General features: G+C 59.7%; 18 protein-coding genes and 1 pseudogene. 14 read left to right on the top strand and 5 right to left on the bottom strand.

What is annotated here, in order from left to right; all coding sequences use genetic code 11:
- The first annotated feature begins 1 nt into the window (after position 1).
- Positions 2–910, top strand: a complete 909-nt coding sequence (gene ppk2, locus HMPREF2888_RS01440; protein ID WP_061921420.1) for a polyphosphate kinase 2 — start codon at positions 2–4, stop codon at positions 908–910.
- Positions 911–947: 37 nt separating this feature from the next.
- Here ppk2 and HMPREF2888_RS01435 read toward each other — a convergent pair whose 3' ends face one another.
- From HMPREF2888_RS01435 to HMPREF2888_RS01425, 3 genes are all read right to left on the bottom strand, one after another.
- Positions 948–1,964 (bottom strand): glycosyltransferase 87 family protein, encoded by a 1,017-nt coding sequence (locus HMPREF2888_RS01435; protein ID WP_061921418.1) that lies wholly within the window; start codon positions 1,962–1,964, stop codon positions 948–950.
- A 418-nt stretch (positions 1,965–2,382) separates the two neighbouring features.
- Positions 2,383–3,861 carry a glyceraldehyde-3-phosphate dehydrogenase gene (locus tag HMPREF2888_RS01430; RefSeq protein WP_167599039.1) on the bottom strand — a complete coding sequence of 493 codons (1,479 nt, stop codon included), beginning with the start codon at positions 3,859–3,861 and terminating at the stop codon, positions 2,383–2,385.
- Positions 3,862–3,897: 36 nt separating this feature from the next.
- Positions 3,898–4,890, bottom strand: a complete 993-nt coding sequence (locus HMPREF2888_RS01425) for a nitronate monooxygenase (protein WP_061921414.1) — start codon at positions 4,888–4,890, stop codon at positions 3,898–3,900.
- A 65-nt stretch (positions 4,891–4,955) separates the two neighbouring features.
- On the opposite strand from HMPREF2888_RS01425, the gene pth reads away from it, so the two are divergent.
- From pth to HMPREF2888_RS01380, 9 genes are all read left to right on the top strand, one after another.
- The gene (pth, locus tag HMPREF2888_RS01420; RefSeq protein WP_082778574.1) at positions 4,956–5,669 is read left to right on the top strand and encodes an aminoacyl-tRNA hydrolase; all 714 of its coding nucleotides are present in this window, start codon (positions 4,956–4,958) and stop codon (positions 5,667–5,669) included.
- A gap of 38 nt (positions 5,670–5,707) precedes the next feature.
- Complete coding sequence (locus tag HMPREF2888_RS01415; protein WP_061921412.1) at positions 5,708–6,538, top strand: SDR family NAD(P)-dependent oxidoreductase; 831 nt, start codon at positions 5,708–5,710, stop codon at positions 6,536–6,538.
- A 52-nt stretch (positions 6,539–6,590) separates the two neighbouring features.
- Positions 6,591–8,231 (top strand): peptide chain release factor 3, encoded by a 1,641-nt coding sequence (locus tag HMPREF2888_RS01410; protein ID WP_061921410.1) that lies wholly within the window; start codon positions 6,591–6,593, stop codon positions 8,229–8,231.
- 159 nt (positions 8,232–8,390) lie between these two features.
- Positions 8,391–8,483, top strand: a complete 93-nt coding sequence (locus HMPREF2888_RS13240; protein WP_061921406.1) for a potassium-transporting ATPase subunit F — start codon at positions 8,391–8,393, stop codon at positions 8,481–8,483.
- The gene (gene kdpA / locus HMPREF2888_RS01400) at positions 8,480–10,132 is read left to right on the top strand and encodes a potassium-transporting ATPase subunit KdpA (protein ID WP_061921404.1); all 1,653 of its coding nucleotides are present in this window, start codon (positions 8,480–8,482) and stop codon (positions 10,130–10,132) included. The genes HMPREF2888_RS13240 and kdpA overlap by 4 nt, the downstream gene beginning before the upstream one ends.
- Positions 10,129–12,261, top strand: a complete 2,133-nt coding sequence (kdpB, locus tag HMPREF2888_RS01395) for a potassium-transporting ATPase subunit KdpB (protein ID WP_061921401.1) — start codon at positions 10,129–10,131, stop codon at positions 12,259–12,261. The genes kdpA and kdpB overlap by 4 nt, the downstream gene beginning before the upstream one ends.
- 3 nt (positions 12,262–12,264) lie before the next feature.
- A complete protein-coding gene (locus HMPREF2888_RS01390; protein WP_082778573.1) occupies positions 12,265–13,002 on the top strand; it encodes a potassium-transporting ATPase subunit C in 738 nt (245 codons plus the stop codon).
- A 104-nt stretch (positions 13,003–13,106) separates the two neighbouring features.
- Positions 13,107–15,782 carry a DUF4118 domain-containing protein gene (locus HMPREF2888_RS01385; protein WP_061921398.1) on the top strand — a complete coding sequence of 892 codons (2,676 nt, stop codon included), beginning with the start codon at positions 13,107–13,109 and terminating at the stop codon, positions 15,780–15,782.
- Positions 15,782–16,531: a response regulator gene (locus HMPREF2888_RS01380; RefSeq protein ID WP_061921396.1), complete on the top strand. Its 750-nt coding sequence runs from the start codon at positions 15,782–15,784 to the stop codon at positions 16,529–16,531. The genes HMPREF2888_RS01385 and HMPREF2888_RS01380 overlap by 1 nt, the downstream gene beginning before the upstream one ends.
- Here HMPREF2888_RS01380 and HMPREF2888_RS12680 read toward each other — a convergent pair.
- A pseudogene (locus tag HMPREF2888_RS12680) lies at positions 16,509–16,682 on the bottom strand (GntP family permease); the annotation flags it as partial. The gene HMPREF2888_RS01380 and the pseudogene HMPREF2888_RS12680 overlap by 23 nt on opposite strands.
- 436 nt (positions 16,683–17,118) lie before the next feature.
- On the opposite strand from HMPREF2888_RS12680, the gene HMPREF2888_RS01370 reads away from it, so the two are divergent.
- Complete coding sequence (locus HMPREF2888_RS01370; protein ID WP_061921390.1) at positions 17,119–17,499, top strand: hypothetical protein; 381 nt, start codon at positions 17,119–17,121, stop codon at positions 17,497–17,499.
- A gap of 2 nt (positions 17,500–17,501) precedes the next feature.
- Positions 17,502–18,044 carry a gamma carbonic anhydrase family protein gene (locus HMPREF2888_RS01365; protein ID WP_061921388.1) on the top strand — a complete coding sequence of 181 codons (543 nt, stop codon included), beginning with the start codon at positions 17,502–17,504 and terminating at the stop codon, positions 18,042–18,044.
- Here the strand turns inward: HMPREF2888_RS01365 and HMPREF2888_RS01360 are convergent.
- On the bottom strand, positions 18,041–18,694 hold the full coding sequence (locus tag HMPREF2888_RS01360; RefSeq protein ID WP_061921385.1) for a hypothetical protein: 654 nt from the start codon (positions 18,692–18,694) through the stop codon (positions 18,041–18,043). The two genes, HMPREF2888_RS01365 and HMPREF2888_RS01360, sit on opposite strands and share 4 nt — an antisense overlap.
- Before the next feature lie 136 nt (positions 18,695–18,830).
- Here HMPREF2888_RS01360 and HMPREF2888_RS01355 point away from each other — a divergent pair, with 136 nt between their 5' ends.
- Both HMPREF2888_RS01355 and HMPREF2888_RS01350 read left to right on the top strand, forming a co-directional pair.
- A complete protein-coding gene (locus tag HMPREF2888_RS01355; protein WP_070518081.1) occupies positions 18,831–21,218 on the top strand; it encodes an MMPL family transporter in 2,388 nt (795 codons plus the stop codon).
- Between the two features lie 2 nt (positions 21,219–21,220).
- The gene (locus HMPREF2888_RS01350; protein WP_061921380.1) at positions 21,221–21,820 is read left to right on the top strand and encodes a TetR/AcrR family transcriptional regulator; all 600 of its coding nucleotides are present in this window, start codon (positions 21,221–21,223) and stop codon (positions 21,818–21,820) included.
- Positions 21,821–21,884: the final 64 nt, after the last annotated feature.

Raw genomic sequence — 21,884 nt, 5'->3', positions numbered from 1 at the left:
CATGAGCAAGAAATCCAAAACCGCCCCTGCCAAGCTCGATAAGGAAGCTTACGAGGAAGAACTCAAGCGCCTGCAGGCCGAACTCGTCGAGATGCAGCAGTGGGTTGTAGAAACCGGTGCCCGCATCGTCATTATCATGGAAGGTCGCGACGCTGCAGGTAAGGGCTCTGCTATCAAGCGCATCACCCAGTACCTCAACCCCCGCACCTGCCGCATCGAAGCTCTGCCTAAGCCCAACGACCGTGAGGCCGGCCAGTGGTACTTCCAGCGCTACATCGAAAAGCTTCCGACCGCGGGCGAAATAGTCATTTTTGACCGCTCCTGGTATAACCGCGCCGGCGTCGAGCGAGTCATGGGCTTTTGCTCCCAACAGGAATACGTCCGCTTCTTGCACCAGGCGCCCCAGCTCGAAAACATGCTCGTTGAAGACGGCATTATTCTGCTGAAGTACTGGTTCTCCGTCTCTGACGAAGAGCAGATCGCGCGCTTTAAGTCCCGCCGCAACGATCCGCTGCGTCGCTGGAAGCTCTCTCCCATGGATCTGCAGTCCATCACCCGCTGGGAGGACTACTCCCGTGCAAAGGACGAGATGTTCGTCCACACCGATACCCCGAACGCTCCGTGGTACACCGTTGAATCTGAAGACAAAAAACGCTCTCGTATCAACGTCATCAACCACATCCTAAAGACGGTTCCGTATCAGCACGTCGAGCAGGTGGTTCCGGAGATTCCGGAGCGCCCAGCTGAAAGCGGCGAGGAATACCAGCGCCCGCCGCGCGATGAGTTCGCCTACGTCCCCGATGTGGCCGCCGAACTTGAGCGCGACAAGGTTGCTGCACACAAGTCCGAAGGCAAAAAGCACAAGGGCAAGAAGAAAAAGAAGACCGGGAAGCACAAGTCAGACAAGTAGTCATCCCACCAACTGCTGAGCCTTGCCGCCCCGCCCGCTAAGGATTAACCTGCGGCCGCGGGGCGCGCACGGCAAGCACAAGGTATGCCACTGCGATGAGGACGAAGTCTGCTGCGCATATCGCCGCCCACCACTGCGTGGTATCCAAACCGTCAACGAACCAGTGTGGTCCAATGAAGGTAAGCAGCATCGTCGCGATCGCCACGGGCGTAGCGCCCGGCACCCCACCACGGGTCCAACGCACGAGCTGCGGGAGAAGCAGCACCGGCAACCAAACCCAGTGATGCGACCAGCTCACCGGGGAGATAAGAAGTGCTACAAGCGAGTTGAGTCCTAGCAGCACCACCATGTCACCGCGGTGTCGCCACATGGTCACCGCGATGACGCAGAAGGCCACCAGCGACGCGCCAACCCACAGGCCGTGGCCCTCCCCTGGCCCGAGGGCACGCTCAACGACGCCGCGGAGAGATTGATTGCCCACGTAATCGATTCCACCGATCCGGGTCGGATCGCCCAAGGTATGCGTCCAGTATTCGCGGGAGTCGGCCGGCAAGACGAGTGCCGCCAACAGCGTCGCTGCAATTCCGGTCGCTACGGACATCGCCGCAGCCTTAAATTGCCGGGTGATAAGGAAATACAGGCCAAAGACCGCAGGAGTAAGCTTGATGGCCGCCGCAAGTCCCACGCCCCACCCACGGAGACTGCGGCGACCAAAGACATCGGCGAGCACGAGAAACATCAGCACGATGTTGATCTGGCCAAACATGAGGGTCTGCCGCACGGGTTCTGTCACCAAGGCCAACGCAAGCAGCCCGGTGCTCAGCCACCCTTTGCTGCCACCGAGATACTCAGCAAGCCCCAGCATGTCCACGATACGGTGAATGCACCACCAGAGCGCCGCGGTTGATACTGCGAGCATGATAACCGCTGCGACCGAGTGCGGCAGAAGCGACAACGGGGCAAAAAGCATTGCGGCCAACGGCGGATATGTAAAAGGCAAATGCGCCCCACGCACATCGAAGCCGTCGTCGTAGAGCGACTGGCCTGTCAGCACCGCGCGACCGCCTGCAGCGTAGACATCAAGATCGATGTAATACCGGAGGTGAAAACCTCGTAATACTGATGGTGCCAGCGCCGCGCACAACGCAATAATAATGACAAGCCTTCCCCAAGGCGTACCGATCAGCCATTGCCCGGCGTTTATCCACCGAGACGCAGGAGATTGATTGCTACCAGCATTTTCAGCTATTTCAGCGCTTTGGGCACGGTGTGGTTGCGAATGCCTGGGTTTAGATTTCACATCGAAACATCCTAAAACTCAGCCGTGGATACACGTAGTCGAACAACCCACTCAGGGGTACGTGCGCCCTAGCACTACAACCCGATCCCATGCCTGCCTAAACAAAGACCCCTGGAGCCACACCGAAAATGTGGCCCCAGGGGTGGGTAGCGCTTAATCTGCGCGAAAAGGCTTAGAGCTCGTGTGCCTCAACGCGAGCCGGGAATACGCGAGGACGTGCGCCTGCGATGTCCTCGACGATGCGAATTACCTGGTTGGAGTAGCCGAACTCGTTGTCGTACCAGACATAGAGAACCAGGTGCTTGCCGGAAGCGATGGTTGCCAGGCCGTCGACAATGCCGGCGTGGGTGGAGCCGACGAAGTCAGAGGAGACAACCTCCGGAGAAGCAATGTAAGAAATCTGCTGGCGCAGGTCAGAGTGCAGGGAAACGTTGCGCAGGAAGTTGTTGACCTCGTCGCGCTCGACTTCCTTCTCCAGCTCCAGGTTCAGCACTGCCATGGAAACGTCCGGGGTAGGAACGCGGATAGCGTTACCGGTCAGCTTGCCCTCAAACTCCGGAACAGCCTTGGAGACTGCCTTCGCAGCACCGGTCTCGGTGAGAACCATGTTGAGACCAGCTGCGCGGCCACGACGGTCACCCTTGTGGAAGTTATCAATCAGGTTCTGGTCATTGGTAAAGGAGTGAGCGGTCTCCACGTGGCCGTGGACAACGCCGTAACGATCATTGATGACCTTAAGAACAGGGGTGATGCCGTTGGTGGTGCAGGATGCGGCAGACAGGATCTTGTCAGAATCCTCGATGGTGTCATCGTTGATGCCGTAGACGATGTTCTTCAGATCGCCCTTGCCCGGTGCGGTCAGCAGCACGCGGTCGATGCCCTTGGACTGCAGGTGCTGCTCCAGGCCAGCGCGGTCACGCCATACGCCGGTGTTATCAACCAGGATGGCATTGTTGATGCCGTAAGCGGTGTAGTCGATATCAGCCGGGTCGTTGGCGTAGATCATCTGAATCTTGGTGCCGTTTGCCCAGATAACGTCGTTTTCTTCATCCACAGCGATGGTGCCGTTGAAAGCACCATGAACGGAGTCGCGGCGCAGCAAGGAGGCACGCTTGAAGATATCGCCGTCGCCCTTCTTGCGGGCAACGATGGCACGCAGACGGACGCCGCCGTATGCAGCCTCACGAGCGATCAGGATGCGGGCCAGCAGTCGGCCGATGCGGCCAAAGCCGTAGAGCACAACGTCGGTGCATTCCTTATCAACAGCAGCGCCAACCAGGTCGCAGAGTTCCTGCTCCAGGTAGTCGCGCAGGTTGTTGGCGTCAGACTCAGAGTAGCCAGAAGCCAGGCGGCCCAGGTCGATGGAGGCAGAGCCCAGGTTCATGTCGCACAGTTCCTTCAGGATAGGAAGGGTCTCTGCGGTGGAAAGTTCGCGCTTTGCAATACGGCGTGCGTAGCGGTGCGCCTTCATGATGTCGATGTCCGTTACGCCATTCAAGTTGCGGCCGTAGATGGTGGCAACAACGTTGTTGGTGCGGTGCAGTTGGTGGATCAGCGGGATCATTTCCTGAGCAAGCTCAAGGCGCTCGTTCCAGTCAGCGTGTCCAACCTGTGCGTTCGCAGTCACGTGTTCTTTTCCTTTACTCGTCATGGGGGTAAACCAACATTCAACCGTAAATATTAACGCCTAGTGTTGCCCGTTTTGGCATAGACACCGCAGGATTTCCGCCACACTACCCCCGTTTATTTTCTCCACCTGCTCCCCCACCAGGCAATAGGCCACTGCAGCATCCTTTTCTTGGCGGCGTGGTTTCAAGATCGGATTCAAGAAGGGGTACATCGGGGGCATTTTTGGGTGGGCCCGAGTGAACTCAGTTTCCAGCCCACGGGCAAAGCGGCCGGAAAACGCGCGAGTGGATACGCTCTTGCCGCCGCCTGCGAGAAGCTCGCGATTAAAGGTGCTGGTTCCAGCCTCCTCGGCCAGCAAGAAGGCCGAACCACAGCTGGCTGCTTCAACGCCTGGCCATGAAAGGGCTTGTGCAACGTCTTCGGATGTACGCAGCCCACCTGCGACAATCAGCGGAAGAGGGGCGTCGCTAAGCGCGGCGTAAACTGCCGCCACCAGCTCCGGCAGCGGGCGCCAATCCGGCTCCGCTTCGGCATCCCAGACCCCGCGGTGCCCGCCAGCCTCAGGACCCTGCACACACAACGCATCTACCCCAGCTTTTGCAGCAGCGATAGCTTCTTCCGGCGAAGTAACCGTGGTCCAAGCCTCCGCTCCCGCAGCGTGGATACGGCTAATCTCGCCAAGACTAAAGGTACCGAACATGGACCACAGCACCGCCGCGCCGCCATCTAGCGCTAGCTGGAGCTTGTCCTCCCATCCGTTGGAATAGTCGACGCTAGGAACCTCCACGCCTTCTGATTCCGCCATAGCGCGCACCGCCGCCATCGAGTCTTCACCCAGCGGCTTCTGCGGACAGAAAAGGTTGACCCCGAAATGCTCACCCTCGCAGGCCTCAATCTGTTCCCGCGCCGCTTCGAGGGAAGCAGTGCCCAATGCCAAAGCACCAAAGGAGCCGGCTGCCGATGCCGCCAGAACGCTGCGCGGGGTCGTGGGTCCCCCGGCCATGGGGGCGGGAAGTACTCTGGTCTTTAAGCTTTCAAGTAGTGTGCTCATCTCGCCCAGACTAGGCAAAGGATGCGCGCAAGCTATTCTTTACTCCCCACATTAAGGTGTGTTCTATGTCTTCCCTCGGCGCAACCATCAAGGAATTTTTGCAGCAGCTTCGCTCTTCGGCGGGTTCTAAAGCAAGTACTGTGAAGGAGGGGCTTCACCGGAACACAGCACGCCAGAAGCAGGCTCCCCTGCTGGAAGTTTCTGACCTTTCTGGCCAATGGCTCGTGGTGGGCCTTGGCAACCCTGGCGCGCAGTACGCCGCGACGCGCCACAACGTGGGCTACATGGCAGTCGATGACCTTTTAGCCGATTCCGGAGATATCCTGCAGCCGGTTAAGGGCCATAAATTGTCCGCGGCGCAGGTAATGGTGGGTGATATTGCCGTAGTCGTTGCCCGTTGCGCAACTTTTATGAACTTGTCTGGTGACCCGATCGCTCCCTTCGCAGAGGAATTACAGATTCCAGCGGAGCGCATCATCGTAATTCATGATGAGCTCGATTTGCCAGCGCATAAGATTCGCATCAAGGTAGGCGGCAATGAAAACGGCCACAACGGGTTGAAGTCCTTGAGCGAACGCTTGGGAACCCGCGAGTACCCTCGCATTCGCATCGGTATTGCCCGCCCGCCGAAGGGCACATCCATTCCGGATTATGTCCTGGGGCCGGTGGATTCCGGTACTGGTTTCGACGCCGCAATCGCCACGGCTGCCGACGCCGTGGGGCTCATCGTTTCCCGCGGCATTCAATTCGCGCAGAATGAGATTCATTCCCGCAAGTAACCCACCAGAGAAAGCTCATAACCCCTAAGCTTTAATTCATGAGCCACGACCCACAAACCATCGTCATCACTGGTGCCTCTGACGGCATCGGCGCTGCAGCAGCCCGCGTGCTCCGCGCTCAACGCCCGCAGGATCACCTGGTGCTGGTTGGCCGTAATCCCGAAAAGACCAAGGCTGTGGCAGAAAGCGTGGGGGCTTCCTTCCACCTGGCGGACTTTGAGTCTTTGGGCCAGGTGCGCCGCTTGGCAGAAGAATTAGGTGAGCTCGAGGAGATTCACGCGTTGGGAAACAATGCAGGCGGGATCTTCGATGGCCCCTTCACCACGGCAGATGGATTTGAACGCACGTGGCAGGTTAACGTGGTGGCGCCTTTCCTGCTGACTTCCTTGCTGCGGGAGAAGCTGCGCAAAACGGATGCCACCATCGTGCAAACCGCTTCGGTGGCTAACTTCTTGATGTCTGCATTCGATCCGGGCGATCCAAATACCTTCCAGAAGTTCACCGCAGAGCGTGCCTACGGCAACGCCAAGCTGGGCGATATTTTGCTTACGCAGTATCTCCACGCTCATGGGATGACTTCCGTGGCCTTCCACCCCGGCGTCTTGGCAACCAACTTTGCACGGTCATCGCAGACCCGCACGAGCAAGTTCTACACCGGCGCCATCTCCAAGTACTTTGGAAAAGCCCAGGCCGGCGGCGAGAGCCTTGCATATTACCTCACTGGCACGCCGGGCGTGCACTTTGAGTCTGGCCAGTATTTCAACAGCAAGCGCAAGCCGGGCATGCGTCGACCGATGGCCAAGAAGGCAAGCGTTGCTCGCCGCATCTTCGATGACTTGGGCGAGCAACTTGGCGTGGACTGGAATTAATTGCTGCGGCGCGATTCCAGCACTTTAGGTCAAGACCGCTAAACTTACGCGCATGAGTATTGCCTCCGAAGCCACCCGCCGTCGTACATTTGCCGTCATCGCCCACCCGGACGCCGGTAAATCCACCCTTACGGAGGCGCTGGCGTTGCATGCGCACATCATTAATGAAGCAGGTGCCGTGCACGGCAAGGGAAACCGTAAAGCCACGGTCTCTGACTGGATGGAGATGGAAAAGGACCGCGGTATCTCCGTAGCTTCTTCTGCCCTCCAGTTCGAGTACGCCCCGGAGGGCCATACGGGTGAGCCTTACATGATCAACCTGGTCGATACCCCGGGCCACGCGGACTTCTCGGAGGATACCTATCGCGTTCTTACTGCGGTTGATGCCGCAGTCATGCTTATCGACGCCGCGAAGGGCCTGGAGCCACAGACCCTCAAGCTCTTCCGTGTGTGCAAGGCCCGCGGTTTGCCGATTGTTACGGTTATCAATAAGTGGGACCGTGTCGGCCGCGAACCGCTGGAGCTCGTGGACGAGATCGTCAACGAGATTCAGCTACAGCCCACCCCGCTGTACTGGCCGGTCGGCATCGCTGGTGACTTCCGTGGCTTGGCGCACATCAATGAAGACGGCGAAGCGGATAACTACATCCACTTCATCCGTACTGCGGGTGGCTCGACCATCGCACCGGAGGAGCATTACGATCCGAGCGGCGCTGAGGCCAAGGAAGGTGATGCCTGGGAGACCGCCGTCGAGGAAGCAGAGCTACTGGCTGCCGACGGCGCGCTGCATGACCAGGAGCTATTCGAGCAGTGCGTTACTTCCCCGCTGATCTTTGCCTCCGCAATGTTGAACTTCGGCGTGCACCAGATTCTCGATACCCTCTGCGCCATCGCCCCGGCCCCGCGCTCGCGCGATTCCGATCCGAAGGCAATCGAGGCGTCCGGCGGCGCCAACGCAGCCATCGACGAGGTCCGCGAGGTCACCGATGACTTCTCCGGCGTCATCTTCAAAGTGCAGGCGGGCATGGACCGCAAGCACCGCGATAACTTGGCATTCATGCGCGTGGTCTCCGGCGAGTTCGACCGCGGCATGCAGGTCACCCACGCCCAATCCGGCCGCAGCTTCTCCACGAAGTACGCGCTGACTGTCTTCGGCCGCACGCGCGACACCATCGACACCGCCTACCCGGGCGACATCGTGGGCCTCGTCAACGCCGGTTCCCTGGCACCTGGCGATACCATCTACTCTGGCAAGAAGGTGCAGTTCAAGCCGATGCCGCAGTTCGCACCGGAGGCATTCCGCATTCTACGTGCGAAGTCTTTGGGCGATTACAAGGCCTTCCGTAAGGGCTTGGATCAGTTGGCTGCTGAGGGCGTCGTCCAGATCCTGCGCAATGAGGCCCGTGGCGACGCAGCTCCGGTGATGGCTGCGGTGGGTCCCATGCAGTTCGAGGTCATGCAGGCGCGCATGGAAGTGGAATACAACGTGGAAACCGTCACGGAGCCCATCCCGTATTCCGTTGCCCGTCGCACCGACGCCGAGTCCGCCTCTGAGCTCGGCCGCCAGCGTGGCGTGGAAATCTTTACCCGCACTGACGGCGAACTAATCGCCCTCTTCGGCGATAAGTGGAAGCTAGCTTTCATTGAGAAGGAGCACCCGGAGCTGACCATGGAGCCACTCGTCGCAGACTAGCTCTTCCCTCAGCGTAGATGTCAAAATCTCGTTAAGACCCAGATGTAGCGGTGCCGATGGGTGCTTTTATACATCCATGGCATTCGACATTATTTTGACGCTTGCCACCATTGTGCTGTTCGTTATCATTCAATGGATAGCTCAGGTGGTGGATAAGCTATGACCTGGGAACTTACTGTAGGCGCGATTCTAGGGATCGCGGCCGTCATCTATTTGCTCATCGCTCTGTTGCACCCTGAGGACTTCTCATGACCGGGGTTATCGGCGGGTATATCCCGTTCGTCGCGGTATTCACGCTCCTCGCCGTGCTGTACGTCCCACTGGGCGGGTACATGGCAAAGGTTTTCACAGGAGCCAACGATCTCAAGATAGAGAAGGCCATCTACAAGGTGTTGGGGGTAGATTCTTCCGCCCGGCAAACTTGGCGCCGCTACGCCGGTAGCCTCTTGGCCTTCTCCATGTTTTCGATCATTGTCTTGTACCTACTGCAACGCCTCCAGCAGTACTTGCCGTGGGCGCACGGCATGGGCCCAGTAGATCCGGACCAAGCGTGGAATACTGCGGTCTCGTTTACAACCAATACCAACTGGCAGTCCTACTCCGGTGAAACTGCGATGTCGCAGCTGACGCAGATGCTCGGCATGACGGTCCAAAACTTCGTCTCCGGTGCCGTAGGCATTTCCGTCGCTGCTGCGCTTATCCGAGGGTTCGCGGCCCGTAACGGCGACGGGCGCATCGGTAACTTTTGGGTGGATCTTACCCGCGTCTGTCTGCGCATCCTCCTGCCCATGGCAACCTTGGGCGCGCTGTTTCTCATGACCCAGGGAGTCATCCAAAACCTGCAACCCCCGGAGACTTTTACCACAGTTACCGGCGCTACCCAGACCATCCCCGGCGGCGCTGTGGCCTCCCAAGAAGTCATCAAGGAACTGGGTACCAACGGTGGCGGATACTTCAATGCGAACTCGGCCCACCCGTTCGAGAACCCGACCGTGTGGTCCAACGCCCTGGAAATCTTCCTCATCCTTGTCATTCCGGTGTCTCTCACTCGCACATTCGGTCTCATGGTCCGCGATACCCGCCAGGGCTACGCCATTCTTTCCGCCATGGCGGTGTTGTACTTCCTGTCACTCGCTTCCGTCACCGCCCTCGAGGCCACTGCTTCCGGCGCTATCGGCGGCGGCATGGAAGGTCGCGAAATGCGGCTTGGTACCATCCCGTCTGCGCTGTTCGCGGTGACAACGACAATGACGTCGACCGGCGCAGTTGATTCATTCCACTCGAGTTACACTCCTCTCGGCGGCGGCCTTCTCATCTTAAATATGCTGCTCGGCGAAGTCTCTCCAGGCGGTGTCGGCACTGGGTTGTACGGCATGCTGGTCATGGCCATTCTGTCGGTGTTCATCGCCGGCCTTATTGTCGGGCGCACACCGGAATACCTGGGAAAGCGCATTGGCGTCGGCGAAATGATCAAGGTCTGCCTGTACGTCCTCGTGATGCCAACCCTCGTGCTGGGCGGAGTGGCACTATCCGTCCTTCTGCCAAGCACCCCAGACTCTCTATCCGCGGCGGGACCGCACGGTTTTAGCGACCTGGTCTACGCATTCACCTCCGCATCCAACAACAACGGTTCGGCATTCGCCGGATTCGGAGCAGACACCTGGTGGTTCAACATCTCCCTCGGTATGTGCATGCTGTTGGGGCGTTTTCTGCCCATCGTTATGGTCCTGGCAATTGCCGGCGCCATGGCCAAGCAACGCATCATCCCGACGACTTCGGGCACTCTGCCGACGCACAGCGGGCTATTCGTCGGCCTGCTGATAGGCGTCGTTCTCATCGTCGGTGCACTAACATTCCTTCCCACTCTCGTCCTAGGACCGATTTTGGAGGCGACTCTATGAGCTCGACCACATCTACTTTTTCCGCAGAGCAGCTCAAGGCCACGGTGCCTTTGGCTCTGCGCAAGATGAGCCCGAAAGAGCTCGTTAAAACGCCGGTGATGTTCTTAGTAGAGGTGGGCGCTGTGTTCACCTTCATCATCGCCTGTACCCAACCGACTTTGTTTAGTTTCTCCATTTCTCTCTGGCTCTGGGCCACGGTGTTCTTCGCAACCTTTGCTGAAGCCTTCGCAGAAGGTCGTGGCAAGGCTCAGGCGGACGCCCTACGTCGATCACGGACGACCACCACTGCCCGTCGCATCACCTCCACGGTCCTCGTCACCGCCGGGTCCGGCTCCGGCCGCACCAACGTTGAGCTCAGCCCGGCCAACTACGAGACCGAAGAAGTCCCCTCAACCGAGCTGGCCAAAGAGGATGTCGTCCTCGTAGAAGCCGGTCAGACCATTCCAGCCGACGGCGACGTCATCGTTGGGGCGGCCTCCGTGGACGAGTCAGCCGTCACCGGCGAATCCGCCCCGGTCATCCGAGAATCTGGAGGCGACCGGTGCGCCGTCACCGGTGGTACCCGCGTGTTGTCTGACTGGGTCGTAATCAAGGTCACCAACGAGCCCGGTCAGTCCTTCATGGACCGTATGATCGGTTTAGTCGAAGGCGCCAATCGCCAGAAGACCCCGAACGAGCTTGCCTTGTCCACGCTCCTCAACGTATTGACCCTGATATTCCTGCTCGTTGTCATGGCGCTAGCCCCGACCGCGGCATTTAATGGTGCGGCGCAGGATCCCCTGGTTCTTGTCGCCTTGTTGGTCTGCCTGATCCCAACCACCATCGGCGCGCTGTTATCCGCCATCGGCATCGCCGGCATGGACCGTCTGGTGCAGCACAATGTGCTGGCCATGTCCGGGCGTGCCGTCGAGGCTGCCGGTGACGTCTCCACTCTGTTGCTTGACAAGACGGGCACGATTACGGTCGGCGACCGCCAGGCCGTGAACGTAATTCCTGTGGGCGGGTACGACCAAGACGAGCTTATATACAAGGTGCAGCTTTCCTCCATGGCCGACGAGACCCCGGAGGGACGTTCCATTGTCAAGCTGGCGGAAGCCGCCCGAGGTGAAATGCCAGAGGAACACTTTCGCAACCTCGAATTCATCGCATTTACTGCGCAGACCCGCATGTCGGGGGTGAAACTCAGCGATTCCGAAATGATCGTCAAGGGCGCGGCCAAGCAGATCATGACAACTGTCCGCGAGCTCGGCGGCACTGTTCCGGCAGAGACCGAGGACGTGGTCAACTCAATTAGTCAAGACGGCGGCACCGCACTCGTGGTCGCCGAGCTCATTAACGCCCCGGAGCCCGGATCCGATCCTCGTGAAGCGACCGCCAATTCCTCCTTGTCACGCGTCCTCGGTGTTATCCATCTCAAGGACATTGTGAAAGACGGCATGGTCGAGCGCTTCAAGACGCTGCGCGAGATGGGCATTCGTACCGTCATGATCACCGGTGACAACGAGCTGACCGCTCAAGCCATCGCCAAGGAAGCCGGCGTCGACGACGTTCTCGCCGAGGCTACTCCGGACCAAAAACTCGCGCTCATAAAAAAAGAGCAGGCCGGTGGTCACATGGTGGCCATGACCGGTGACGGCACCAACGATGCTCCGGCGTTGGCGCAGGCTGACGTGGGAGTGGCGATGAACACCGGTACGACCGCCGCCAAGGAAGCCGGCAACATGGTCGACTTGGACTCAGACCCGACGAAGCTCATCGACATCGTGGGAATCGGCAAGCAGCTGCTCATCACGCGTGGCTCCCTGACGACCTTTTCCATCGCGAACGACGTAGCAAAATACTTCGCCATCTTACCGGCGATGTTTATCACCGCATTCCCGGGGCTGCAAGCCCTCAACATCATGCACCTGCATTCTCCGACCTCGGCCATCTTGTCCGCTGTCATCTTCAACGCGCTCATTATCGTGGCGCTCATTCCGTTGGCGCTCAAGGGCGTGTCCTACCGCCCGGCCAGTGCTTCCGCACTGCTGCGCCGCAACCTACTCATTTTCGGCCTCGGTGGCTTCGTAGCCCCGTTCATTGGCATCAAGATCATCGACCTCATCATTGGTAATGGGTTAGGAATTTAAACCATGCACACTCCTCAGACTCCACAATCCGCGAGGGCACACTCAACAGCAACGGATGAGCCCATCAGCCACGACCTGACGCGCTCGGATGAATTCGGGAACAACCCGGATCTGTACCACGCTGCCGGCGCAAGTCCTTTTAGCACGGGATTCAACGTCCGCGCGCAATGGACTGCGTTGCGAACACTGTTGGTGATGATGCTCATACTGGGCTTCATCTATCCCATGGTCCTCATCGGCGTGGGCAAGCTATCCCCGGATAAGTCCAACGGTGGCCTCCTACGCGACGCCAACAACGAGATCGTCGGCTCCCGCCTCATCGCCAACCCCGTCGAGGGAGACCAGTGGTTCCAGCCGCGGCCGTCCGCCGCAGGCGACAATGGCTGGGACGCTATGTCTTCGTCCGCATCCAACGCCGCCGTGGTCTCGCAGGAATATCAGGACGAGATTGCAAAGCGCCGCGCAGAGGTCGCTGCCCGCGAGGGCGTGAGTGAAGACCGCGTGCCTGTCGATGCCGTCACGGCTTCCGGCTCCGGTCTTGACCCGCACATCTCCACCGCGTACGCCGAGATCCAGGTGCCACGCATAGCCAAGGCCACCGGCCTAGGCGAGGACGATCTCCGTCAGCTTATCAAGGACAACCAGGTAGGGTTCATGAACTCCTTTACTGGAAGCCCGAATGGTGTGGCCGTCAACGTAGTCACACTCAACTACGACCTCGCTAAGCTTGTCGCCGAGTAATCCTCTTTTCGCCCCGTGCCCGCCCGCGCGGGGTCTGTCTCCGTCTTTCTCCCCTCGACACACGCCGCCCAGAATAAACACTCCCAAGGATATAATTGGTAACTATGTCTGCCTCTGAGTCTCCTCGAGCGACTACCGACTCTGCGCCCTTCGAGCCATCCCACAGCCACCGTGGAAAACTCAAAGTCTACCTTGGCTTTGCCCCCGGCGTGGGCAAGACCTGCGCCATGCTCAACGAAGCACATGAATTGCAGCGGCAGGGGCTTAACGTCATGGTCGGCGTCGTAGAAACGCACGGCCGGAAACGCACCGCGGAACTGGTCGAGGGTTTAACCGTCATCCCGCGAAAGAAAACCACCTATCGCGGGCGGGTCTTCGAAGAGCTAGATGTCGACGCCTGCTTGGCACTTGCTCCAGACGTGCTTCTCGTCGACGAGCTCGCGCACACCGTCGTCACCGGTGATGCCGAGTTCGCAGCCACAGAAGTCTCGCAAAAGCGTTGGCAGGACGTCTACACGCTGCTTGACGCCGGGATCGACGTCATCTCAACGCTCAACATCCAGCACCTCGAATCGCTCAACGACGTCGTAGCGGCGGTCACAAACACCCGGCAGCGTGAAACCATCCCCGATCAGGTGCTCCGCGATACCGACCACATCGAGCTGGTCGACTTATCCCCCGACTCGCTGCGTATCAGGCTCGCGCGGGGCGAGATCTACCACGGAGCCATGGCGGCCAAGGCCCTGGAGAACTACTTCCGCTTGGGAAACCTGACTGCCCTGCGCGAATTGGCGCTGCTGTGGTTGGCTGACAAGGTCGAAGAAGGTCTCGCGGCCTACCGCGAGAACCACGAGATCGACTCGACATGGCCGACCCGCGAGCGCCTCATCGTAGCGGTGTCGGGCAGCGACGGGTCCGAAGCACTCATTCGGCGCGCCGCCCGTATCGCAGGAAGAGTTTCGGGCAGAGAAATGGTGGCGGTCTACGTCGCCAGCAACGAGGGTTTGACCTCCAACCAAACCCCTTCCGCGCTGCGCCGTCTGCAAGAGCTGGTGGAAGATCTCAATGGCCAGTGGCGCGTGCTCATCGGCGACGACGTCGCCGGCACGCTGTTGGAATACGCACGCTCTATCAACGCGTCGCAATTGGTTATCGGCCGCCGGCCACGCTGGGGGCACACTCTTGCCAATGGAGTTGCCGAGCGTGTGATCGATGGCTCGGGCACGATTGATGTCCACATCGTCTCCCTGTCCTCGTCAGATGACCCCCAGCCAAAACGGCCGCGGCGAGGCACGATTTTCGGCCGAGTCCGCCTACTGACCGGTTGGTTTGCGGCGTTGCTCTTCCCCCCGGGGTTTACGGTGCTCATGTTGCTCTTTAATCCGGAGGAAAAGTTCTTGAGCCCCATCCTGCTGGGATTTCTCACCATCGTGGTCTTTAGCGCCATCGCGGCCGGCGTGTGGCCGGCGCTGCTCGCGGTCATCAGTGGTTCGCTGTTGGCCAACTGGTTCTTTACCGCTCCCACCCACACGTTGAGTATTACCGAGCCGGAGTCGATAACCTCGGTGGGCTTCTTCATCATCATCGCTCTGACCGTGGCGTATATCGTGGACTACGCTGAACGGCGCGCAGACGAAGCGAAACGACGTCAAACACAGGCCGTCATCATGGCAGACCTTGCGCGCGGCGTCATTTACGAGGGGGCGGATCTCAAATCACTATTGCGGCGACTTGGCGAGACTTTTTCGTTGGACAAGGTCCTCCTTCAGCGCTATTCCAGTGAAGACAAGAAGTGGTGGACCATCGAGTCCAACGCGGAGTCCTCGGATGTAGTTGTGGCACAGCAAAAAAGTCGTGCCGGTGAATCCGCCAACCACGTGGGGATCGGTGACTCACTGCGCCTAGTCATCGGCAACCGGGAACTCAGCCCGTCTGAGATCGATATGATCGAAGCCCACGGTGCTCGCATTACCGCCATTCTCGACCGGCAGGAAATGGAAGCGATGCGACGGGCGACCTCAGCCCTGGAGTCCTCCAACCGAGTCGGTTCCACGCTGCTCACCGCGGTCTCGCACGACCTACGAACGCCGCTAGCCGGCATCACCACGGCAGTCTCCGGTCTCACGCTCGGCGACGTCGAAATCTCTGAGGCCGACCGCCAGGCCCTCATCAACACCATCGAGTCCTCGGCGCACCGTCTCGAGATAGTTATCAATCATCTGCTTGACATGTCTCGCCTCAATACGGGGGTGCTTCGACCAAACTCGCAGGCTATTGATGTCGCGGACATCGTCGACGCTGCGCTCGATGAGCACAGCGTCTCTGCAGGAGGCGTGCGTGTGGACATCCCTGTCACGCTGCCCCCGATCCTCGCGGATTACGGCCTCGTCCAGCGCGTACTAGCAAACGTCATCGCCAACGCGGTCAACCACGGCGCGGGCACCCACATCGATATCACGGCGCGCGAGGCACACCTGGCCAGCGTGGCCGACGATGCCGCTTCAATCGGGCCTTCTGGCCTTCGCGACGACCATAACATCGTACAGATTAGGATTGCTGATCACGGCCCTGGCATTCCTCGAGACCAGTGGGATAGCTTGTTTCTGCCTTTCCAACGGCTATCAGATGACGCCTTGGGGCTCGGCCTGGGTCTGGCCGTGGCCCGTGGTTTCACTGAAGCCATGGGCGGACACATCTACCCCGCCGAGACCCCCGGTGGCGGCGCGACCATCGTCATCGAAATGCCTTGTACCTCTACACCCGAAGGTGGAAAGCAGTAGTGTCCCAACTCCATTCATCCTCTGCGGCACCCGAAGCCGACCAAGGGCCCCGCATCCTCATCGTTGAAGACGACCATACGCTAGCCCTTGCGGTTTCAATCAACCTCAAGGCGCGGGGTTATCAAGTTCGCGTTGCAAAGACAGCAGCCTCCGCCCTGAAAATCTCTGGGCAGTGGCAACCCCAGGCAGTTCTGTTGGACCTCGGCCTTCCGGACACGTCTGGTCTAGAAGTCCTGCGCTCGCTGCGCACATGGTCGACTGTGCCCGTCATCGTGGTCTCCGCCCGCCATGAACAAGAGGGCAAGATCAACGCCCTCGACGAGGGCGCCGACGACTACGTCACCAAACCGTTTTCCACTGGTGAGCTGCTCGCCCGGCTCCGATCCGCCCTACGCCGCGCCGCCACCGCCTTCGCCACCGAACGAGTGAACCCCGTACTCGTCTCCTCGGATAACCGGTTACGCCTCGACCTTGCCCAATCAAGTGTCTACGTGGATGACTCACGCATCCACCTCACACCCATTCAATGGAAAATCGTCGAATACATGGCCCGCAACTACGAGTCTCTCGTCAAAAGCACCGATTTGCTACAGGCAGTGTGGGGCAAAAACTATGAGCAAGAGACCAATTATCTGCGCGTCTACATGTCGCAATTGCGCCACAAGCTCGAGCCGGATCCGTCACGTCCGCGCTATTTCCTCACCGAGCCGGGCTTGGGCTATCGCCTTAACGGCTTCGCCCCCGCATGATGGCCAAAGTCACGAGCGGGATGATGATCGTCACGACAGCAACGTCCTTGTAGGACAGTCGGTGGGTCATACCGCAGACCATGAGCTTGGTGAGCACCGCGCCGTTCTGCGGCAGCGAGTCGAAGCTCACGGAGGCCATGGCGGTCACGCGCCGTCGATAAAGCGCAGCGTCATAATGAGCGGCAACGTCGAGGGCGCGCACGTACATGTTTATGTCGGTCTGCTCGTGGATATCGTCGCGCGTGATGTAGATGGACTCGCCGGTATCCGCGCGCGTCGTCGCCAGGTTCATCTCCTCCGAGTTCGCCTGAAATGCTTCGCAGTCGAAGGGCAGATCATTGTCCGAGGAGCGCTCGTAGATATACTCCGCTTTGAAATACCCCGTGCCGCGCAGCAACGAGGACACCCCCGCCAAAGCTCGGGTTATGGGCGAAGTCCACGAAGGAATCCTTTGCCCGCCAAGCGTCGCGCGAAAGATAATTCACGGTGTGCGAGGCCCCCGCGGACACGCCGCCTTCAAAAATTAGGGCGGAAGTTCTTGCATCAATCACGTTGTTTTACCGCACGCGGCTGCTTACGATGTTCACATGGGATTACTTGACGCGCTCCGCTCGCTCACCGGCCCCAAGGCCCCGCGCCTCGCCACGCCCGAGGCTGGCGCGCCCGTCGTCGAGGTCGGCCATTTGGAGGTCCACACCGCCGGAACCTTGCTCATCGTCGTCACCGACTCTTCCGGCGCCGCAGCCCTCCGTGAGGTCGCCCTCGCCGCCGAGCCCGCTTGGCTTGCCGATGCCCCCACCCGCGTCTTCTTCTCCCCGGCCCCACGCCCCGAGGTCCCCGTCCGCGACCCGAAGAAAGGCTGGGCCATCCCGCTCGACCCGGACACACGCGCCGCACTGCTGGAGACCCTGCGCGCCGAGCCGGGCGACTACGAGCTGTCCAAAACCCTTGCCATCTCCGTGGAGTAATCATGCTCATTCTTCCCTTCAACGGCGTCCGTCCCCGCATCCACCGCAGCGCGTTTATCGCGCCGAACGCCACGATTATCGGCGACGTGGAAATCGGCCCCGACGCGTCCGTCTTTTATGGCACGGTCCTGCGCGCCGACGTCGGCGCCATCCGCATTGGCGCACGCACGAATATCCAGGACAATTGCGTACTCCACGTCGACTGCGACGCAGACTGCGTCCTCGAAGACGACGTGACTGTGGGCCACATGGCGATGGTCCACGGCGCACACGTCGAGTCCGGAACGCTCGTGGGTATGCAGGCCACCGTGCTCTCGCGCTCGCATGTCGGTACTGGCTCGCTCATCGCCGGCGGCGCCGTGGTCCTCGAAGGCCAGCAAATCCCGGCGCGCTCGCTCGCCGCTGGCGTGCCCGCCAAGGTCCGCCGCGAGCTGAACCCCGAGGAATCCGCCGCGTTTATCCCGCATGCCGCGCGCTACGTCGAGACCGCCCGCGGCCAGGCGCCCGAGTCCGAGTCCCTGCGTCTCGAGGACGTCTGGTTCTAGAGCGAGACCACCCCCATGATGATTAGAAAAACCGCAACCGCGTAGCCCGAGTACAGCGCGACCTGGGTCGAGTTGCGGCGCGCAGCCGCGAAGATGCGCCCGGCTGGGCTGTCCGGGTAGTGGCGCACCATCGCGATCCCCAGGCCACAGAGCGTGGGCAGGCTCAACGCCAGGCAAGCGTAGAGCAGGCCTGCGCTCACCCGCGAGCTCACCGAAAGATCGCCTGCGGCCAAGTGCATGAGGCCGTAGTAGAACGGCACCGAGGTGAGCGATTGGATAATGCCCATCGCGAAGCCGACAAGCCCCGTAAGCAACGACGGGGTGCGCAGCGGGCCCAAGAGTTTCTCCACGAGAGGGTTCGACTCGCCTTTGGAGCGCCACGCGCCGAGTGCAAGGAGGACGCCGACCACGATGAGCACGATGCCCGCGATGGGCGAGTCGAGCACCGAGATGATCTGGTCCTTGATGCCAAGGAAGATAGAGAACACGAGCGCCGTCGCGGCAAGCACGCCCAGCCAGTCTCCCACAACCACGAGCGTAGCGATCTTGCGATACATCCCGCGCGGCAGCATGATGCCAATCGCGACGAGGATGCCGATGAGCAGCGCATTCACGGAGTCAAGGAGAGCATAAAGGACGGCATGGAGCATGCGCGCAAGTCTACAGCGCTTATGCAGCGCCTCCCCAAACCGATCCCAAATCGCAAACTTGCATAGCAACTGCAAGTTTGCGTAAGGTGTGCAATATTGCAGAAGTAACGCAAATTTAATCAAAGGAAGTCTGTACATGTCGAAATTCCTCTACCGGCTCGGTAGTTGGTCATACCGAAAAGTGTGGCCATTTCTAGCGTTCTGGCTCGTAGTCCTCATGGGCTTCGGTGGCCTCGCGGGCGCTTTTGCCAAGTCCCCTAGCCCAACCTTTTCCATGCCTGACATGGATTCCACCGTCACTCAGGAAAAGATGATGGAGCGCTTCGGTAATGAAACCGATGCCATGAGCGCGCCTAGCGCCACCATCACCGTTCAAGCTCCAGAAGGCGAAAAGCTCAGTGACAAAGAGGTCATGGGCGAGGTCGATTCCATGATCGAGGAGTTGCAAGGCACGGACGCGCTGCGCGATTCCGACAAGATTGTCAATCCCGTCGTGGCTGCGATGGGCATGGAAAAGCAGCTGACCGAAAAGATGTCCGCGCAGGGCATGCCCGAAGAGCAGATCCAAGAAAACCTGGCCGCCCTATCCCCGCTCAGCGAGGATAAGCGCACCGGCACCATCTCCATCGAATTCGATGCAGATACCGTCACCGACATCCCGCAAGAAGAGATGACTGCGGTCACGGATATTCTGCGCGACTACGACGAGGGCGACCTCACCGTGAAATACGGCGGCAACGCCTTCAACGGCGCCACCGAGATGAACATGGTCTCCGAGGTCATCGGCCTCATCGTCGCGGCCGTCGTGCTGCTTATTACCTTCGGCTCGTTCGTAGCCGCAGGCATGCCGCTTATCTCCGCCGTCATTGGCGTGGGCGTCGGCCTGCTAGGCGTCCAGCTCGCCACCATCTTCACGGACTCTGTCTCCGATCAGACCCCGATGCTGGCGTCCATGATTGGTCTCGCAGTGGGCATCGACTATGCCCTGTTCATCGTCGCTCGCTTCCGCAACGAGCTGATTACCTCCTCTGGTCTCAATGACTTGAACCCCAAGGAGCTGGCCGCAGAACTTAAGAAGATGGACAAGGCTACCCGCGCGCATGCAATGGGCATGGCGCTGGGAACTGCCGGTTCCTCCGTCATTTTCGCCGGCATCACCGTGGTCATCGCCCTCACCACGCTGACTATCATCGGCATTCCGTTCCTTTCCACCATGGCCATCGCAGCCGCAGCCACCGTGGTCATCGCGGTCTGCGTAGCACTTTCCTTCCTACCGGCCCTCCTCGGCCTGTTGGGCACCAAGATCTTCGCAGGCCGCGTTCCCGGCCCTAAGGTTCCGGATCCAGAAGATGAAAAGCCAACGATGGGCCTAAAGTGGGTACGCCGCGTGCGTGCGCATCCATTCCTGCACCTGGTTGCCGGCGTTGTGCTGCTGGGCATCCTCGCACTTCCGGCTGCCAACTTGCGCCTTGCGATGCCGACAGATGGCACCTCCAAGCTAGGCACCCCCCAGCGCGATGCCTACGAGATGACCGAGGAGGCATTCGGCCCGGGACGCAATGCTCCGATGATCGCTTTCGTCGACGTCGCGAACGTCGCCGAGCAAGACCGCCTGCCTGCATTCCAGCAGATTCTGCAGGAATTCAATGACACCGAAGGCGTCGTCAATGCCCAGATCGTGGCAACCACCGACTCCCAAGATGCCGCGCAGATCATGATCACCCCGTCCACCGGCGCGACCGATGAGGAAACCACCCAGACCTTGGAGCGTCTGCGTGATTACCAGGGCGAGTTCAGCGAAAACACCGGCGGTAGCTACGGCATCACCGGCATTACCCCAATCTTCGATGACATTTCGCAGAAGCTTTCCGACGTCCTGGTCCCCTACATCGCCATCGTCCTGGGCCTCGCCTTCCTGGTGCTGCTATTGGTATTCCGCTCCATCTGGGTACCGCTGATTGCCGCGGCCGGCTTCGGCCTATCAATGGCCGCCACGTTCGGCATCACCGTCGCTATCTTCCAGGAAGGCATGTTCGGCATCATCGATGACCCACAGCCACTTCTTTCCTTCCTGCCGATCATGCTCATCGGCCTGACCTTTGGCTTGGCGATGGACTACCAGGTCTTCCTGGTTACCCGCATGCGTGAGGGATTTGTCCACGGCAAGACGGCCGGCAACGCCACCTCCAACGGATTCAAGCATGGCGCTCGCACCGTGACCGCGGCGGCGTTGATCATGATCTCCGTGTTCGCGGCCTTCATGCTCATCGACCTCCCCTTCATTAAGACCATGGGCTTCGCGCTGGCAGTCGGCGTCTTCATGGATGCCTTCGTCGTGCGCATGATGCTGATTCCGGCCACCATGTTCCTGCTCGATGACAAGGCGTGGTGGATGCCGAAGTGGCTGGAGAAGATTCTGCCCAACCTCGATGTAGAAGGAGAAGCCCTGAGCGCACAGCGTGAAGAACTCCAACAATTCCAGCGCGATAAGGTAGAAGCAAAGTCCACCGGAAAAGGAGCATAAAAATGGCGAGCTTGCGGGAAGCAAAAAAACGGGCCACGCGCCACGCCATCGCAGATTCTGCCGCACGCCTGGTGCTCGCTGAAGGAGCGGAAAAACTCACCGTGGCGCGCATTGCGGAGGTCGCCGGGGTCTCCCCACGTACCTTCCACAACTACTTCACCTCTGCTTCCGATGCGCTTTTGTTTTTCACCGCAAGCGTCCTTGAGTCCTTCTCGGAAAATATCGACGAGCTCTATCCCGAGGCTGACATCAACGAGTTCTTTGAGCACCTAGTCTCGGATATTCTGGAATCCGAGGACGAAAACCTGCATTCGATTGCTACCTTGGTGGCCATCGGCGAGAGTCTCGAAGGGCTTAGCCACACTGCCGAAGAGCGTCAACGCTACGAGTCTTGTGCCGAAGACATCCTGAAGTCCTTCAGCACGCGAATGGCCGACTTTTCCGAAAGAGAAATGCGCGTCATTTTGACTGCCCATGGCGCGGCCGCACGCCTTGCCCTGATGGAAATCAATGCCGCAGAAAAGGAAGGCCATGCTTTGAGCATTGAAGAAAAGAAGCAAATCGTCAGCGAATGCCTTGCAGCGCTGAAAAAGATTTCCTAATCGATTTCTCAAGCACTGCGCTTTCCTGCAGTTCACTGAAAATTCCCCCCGGACCGGCGGCGAC

It is taken from the genome of Corynebacterium sp. HMSC077D03, assembly GCF_001808545.1.
GTDB classification, from domain to species: Bacteria; Actinomycetota; Actinomycetes; order Mycobacteriales; family Mycobacteriaceae; genus Corynebacterium; species Corynebacterium simulans.
The sequence above is the reverse complement of the archived record's forward strand: the minus strand, read 5'-3'. Positions and strand labels throughout refer to the sequence as shown.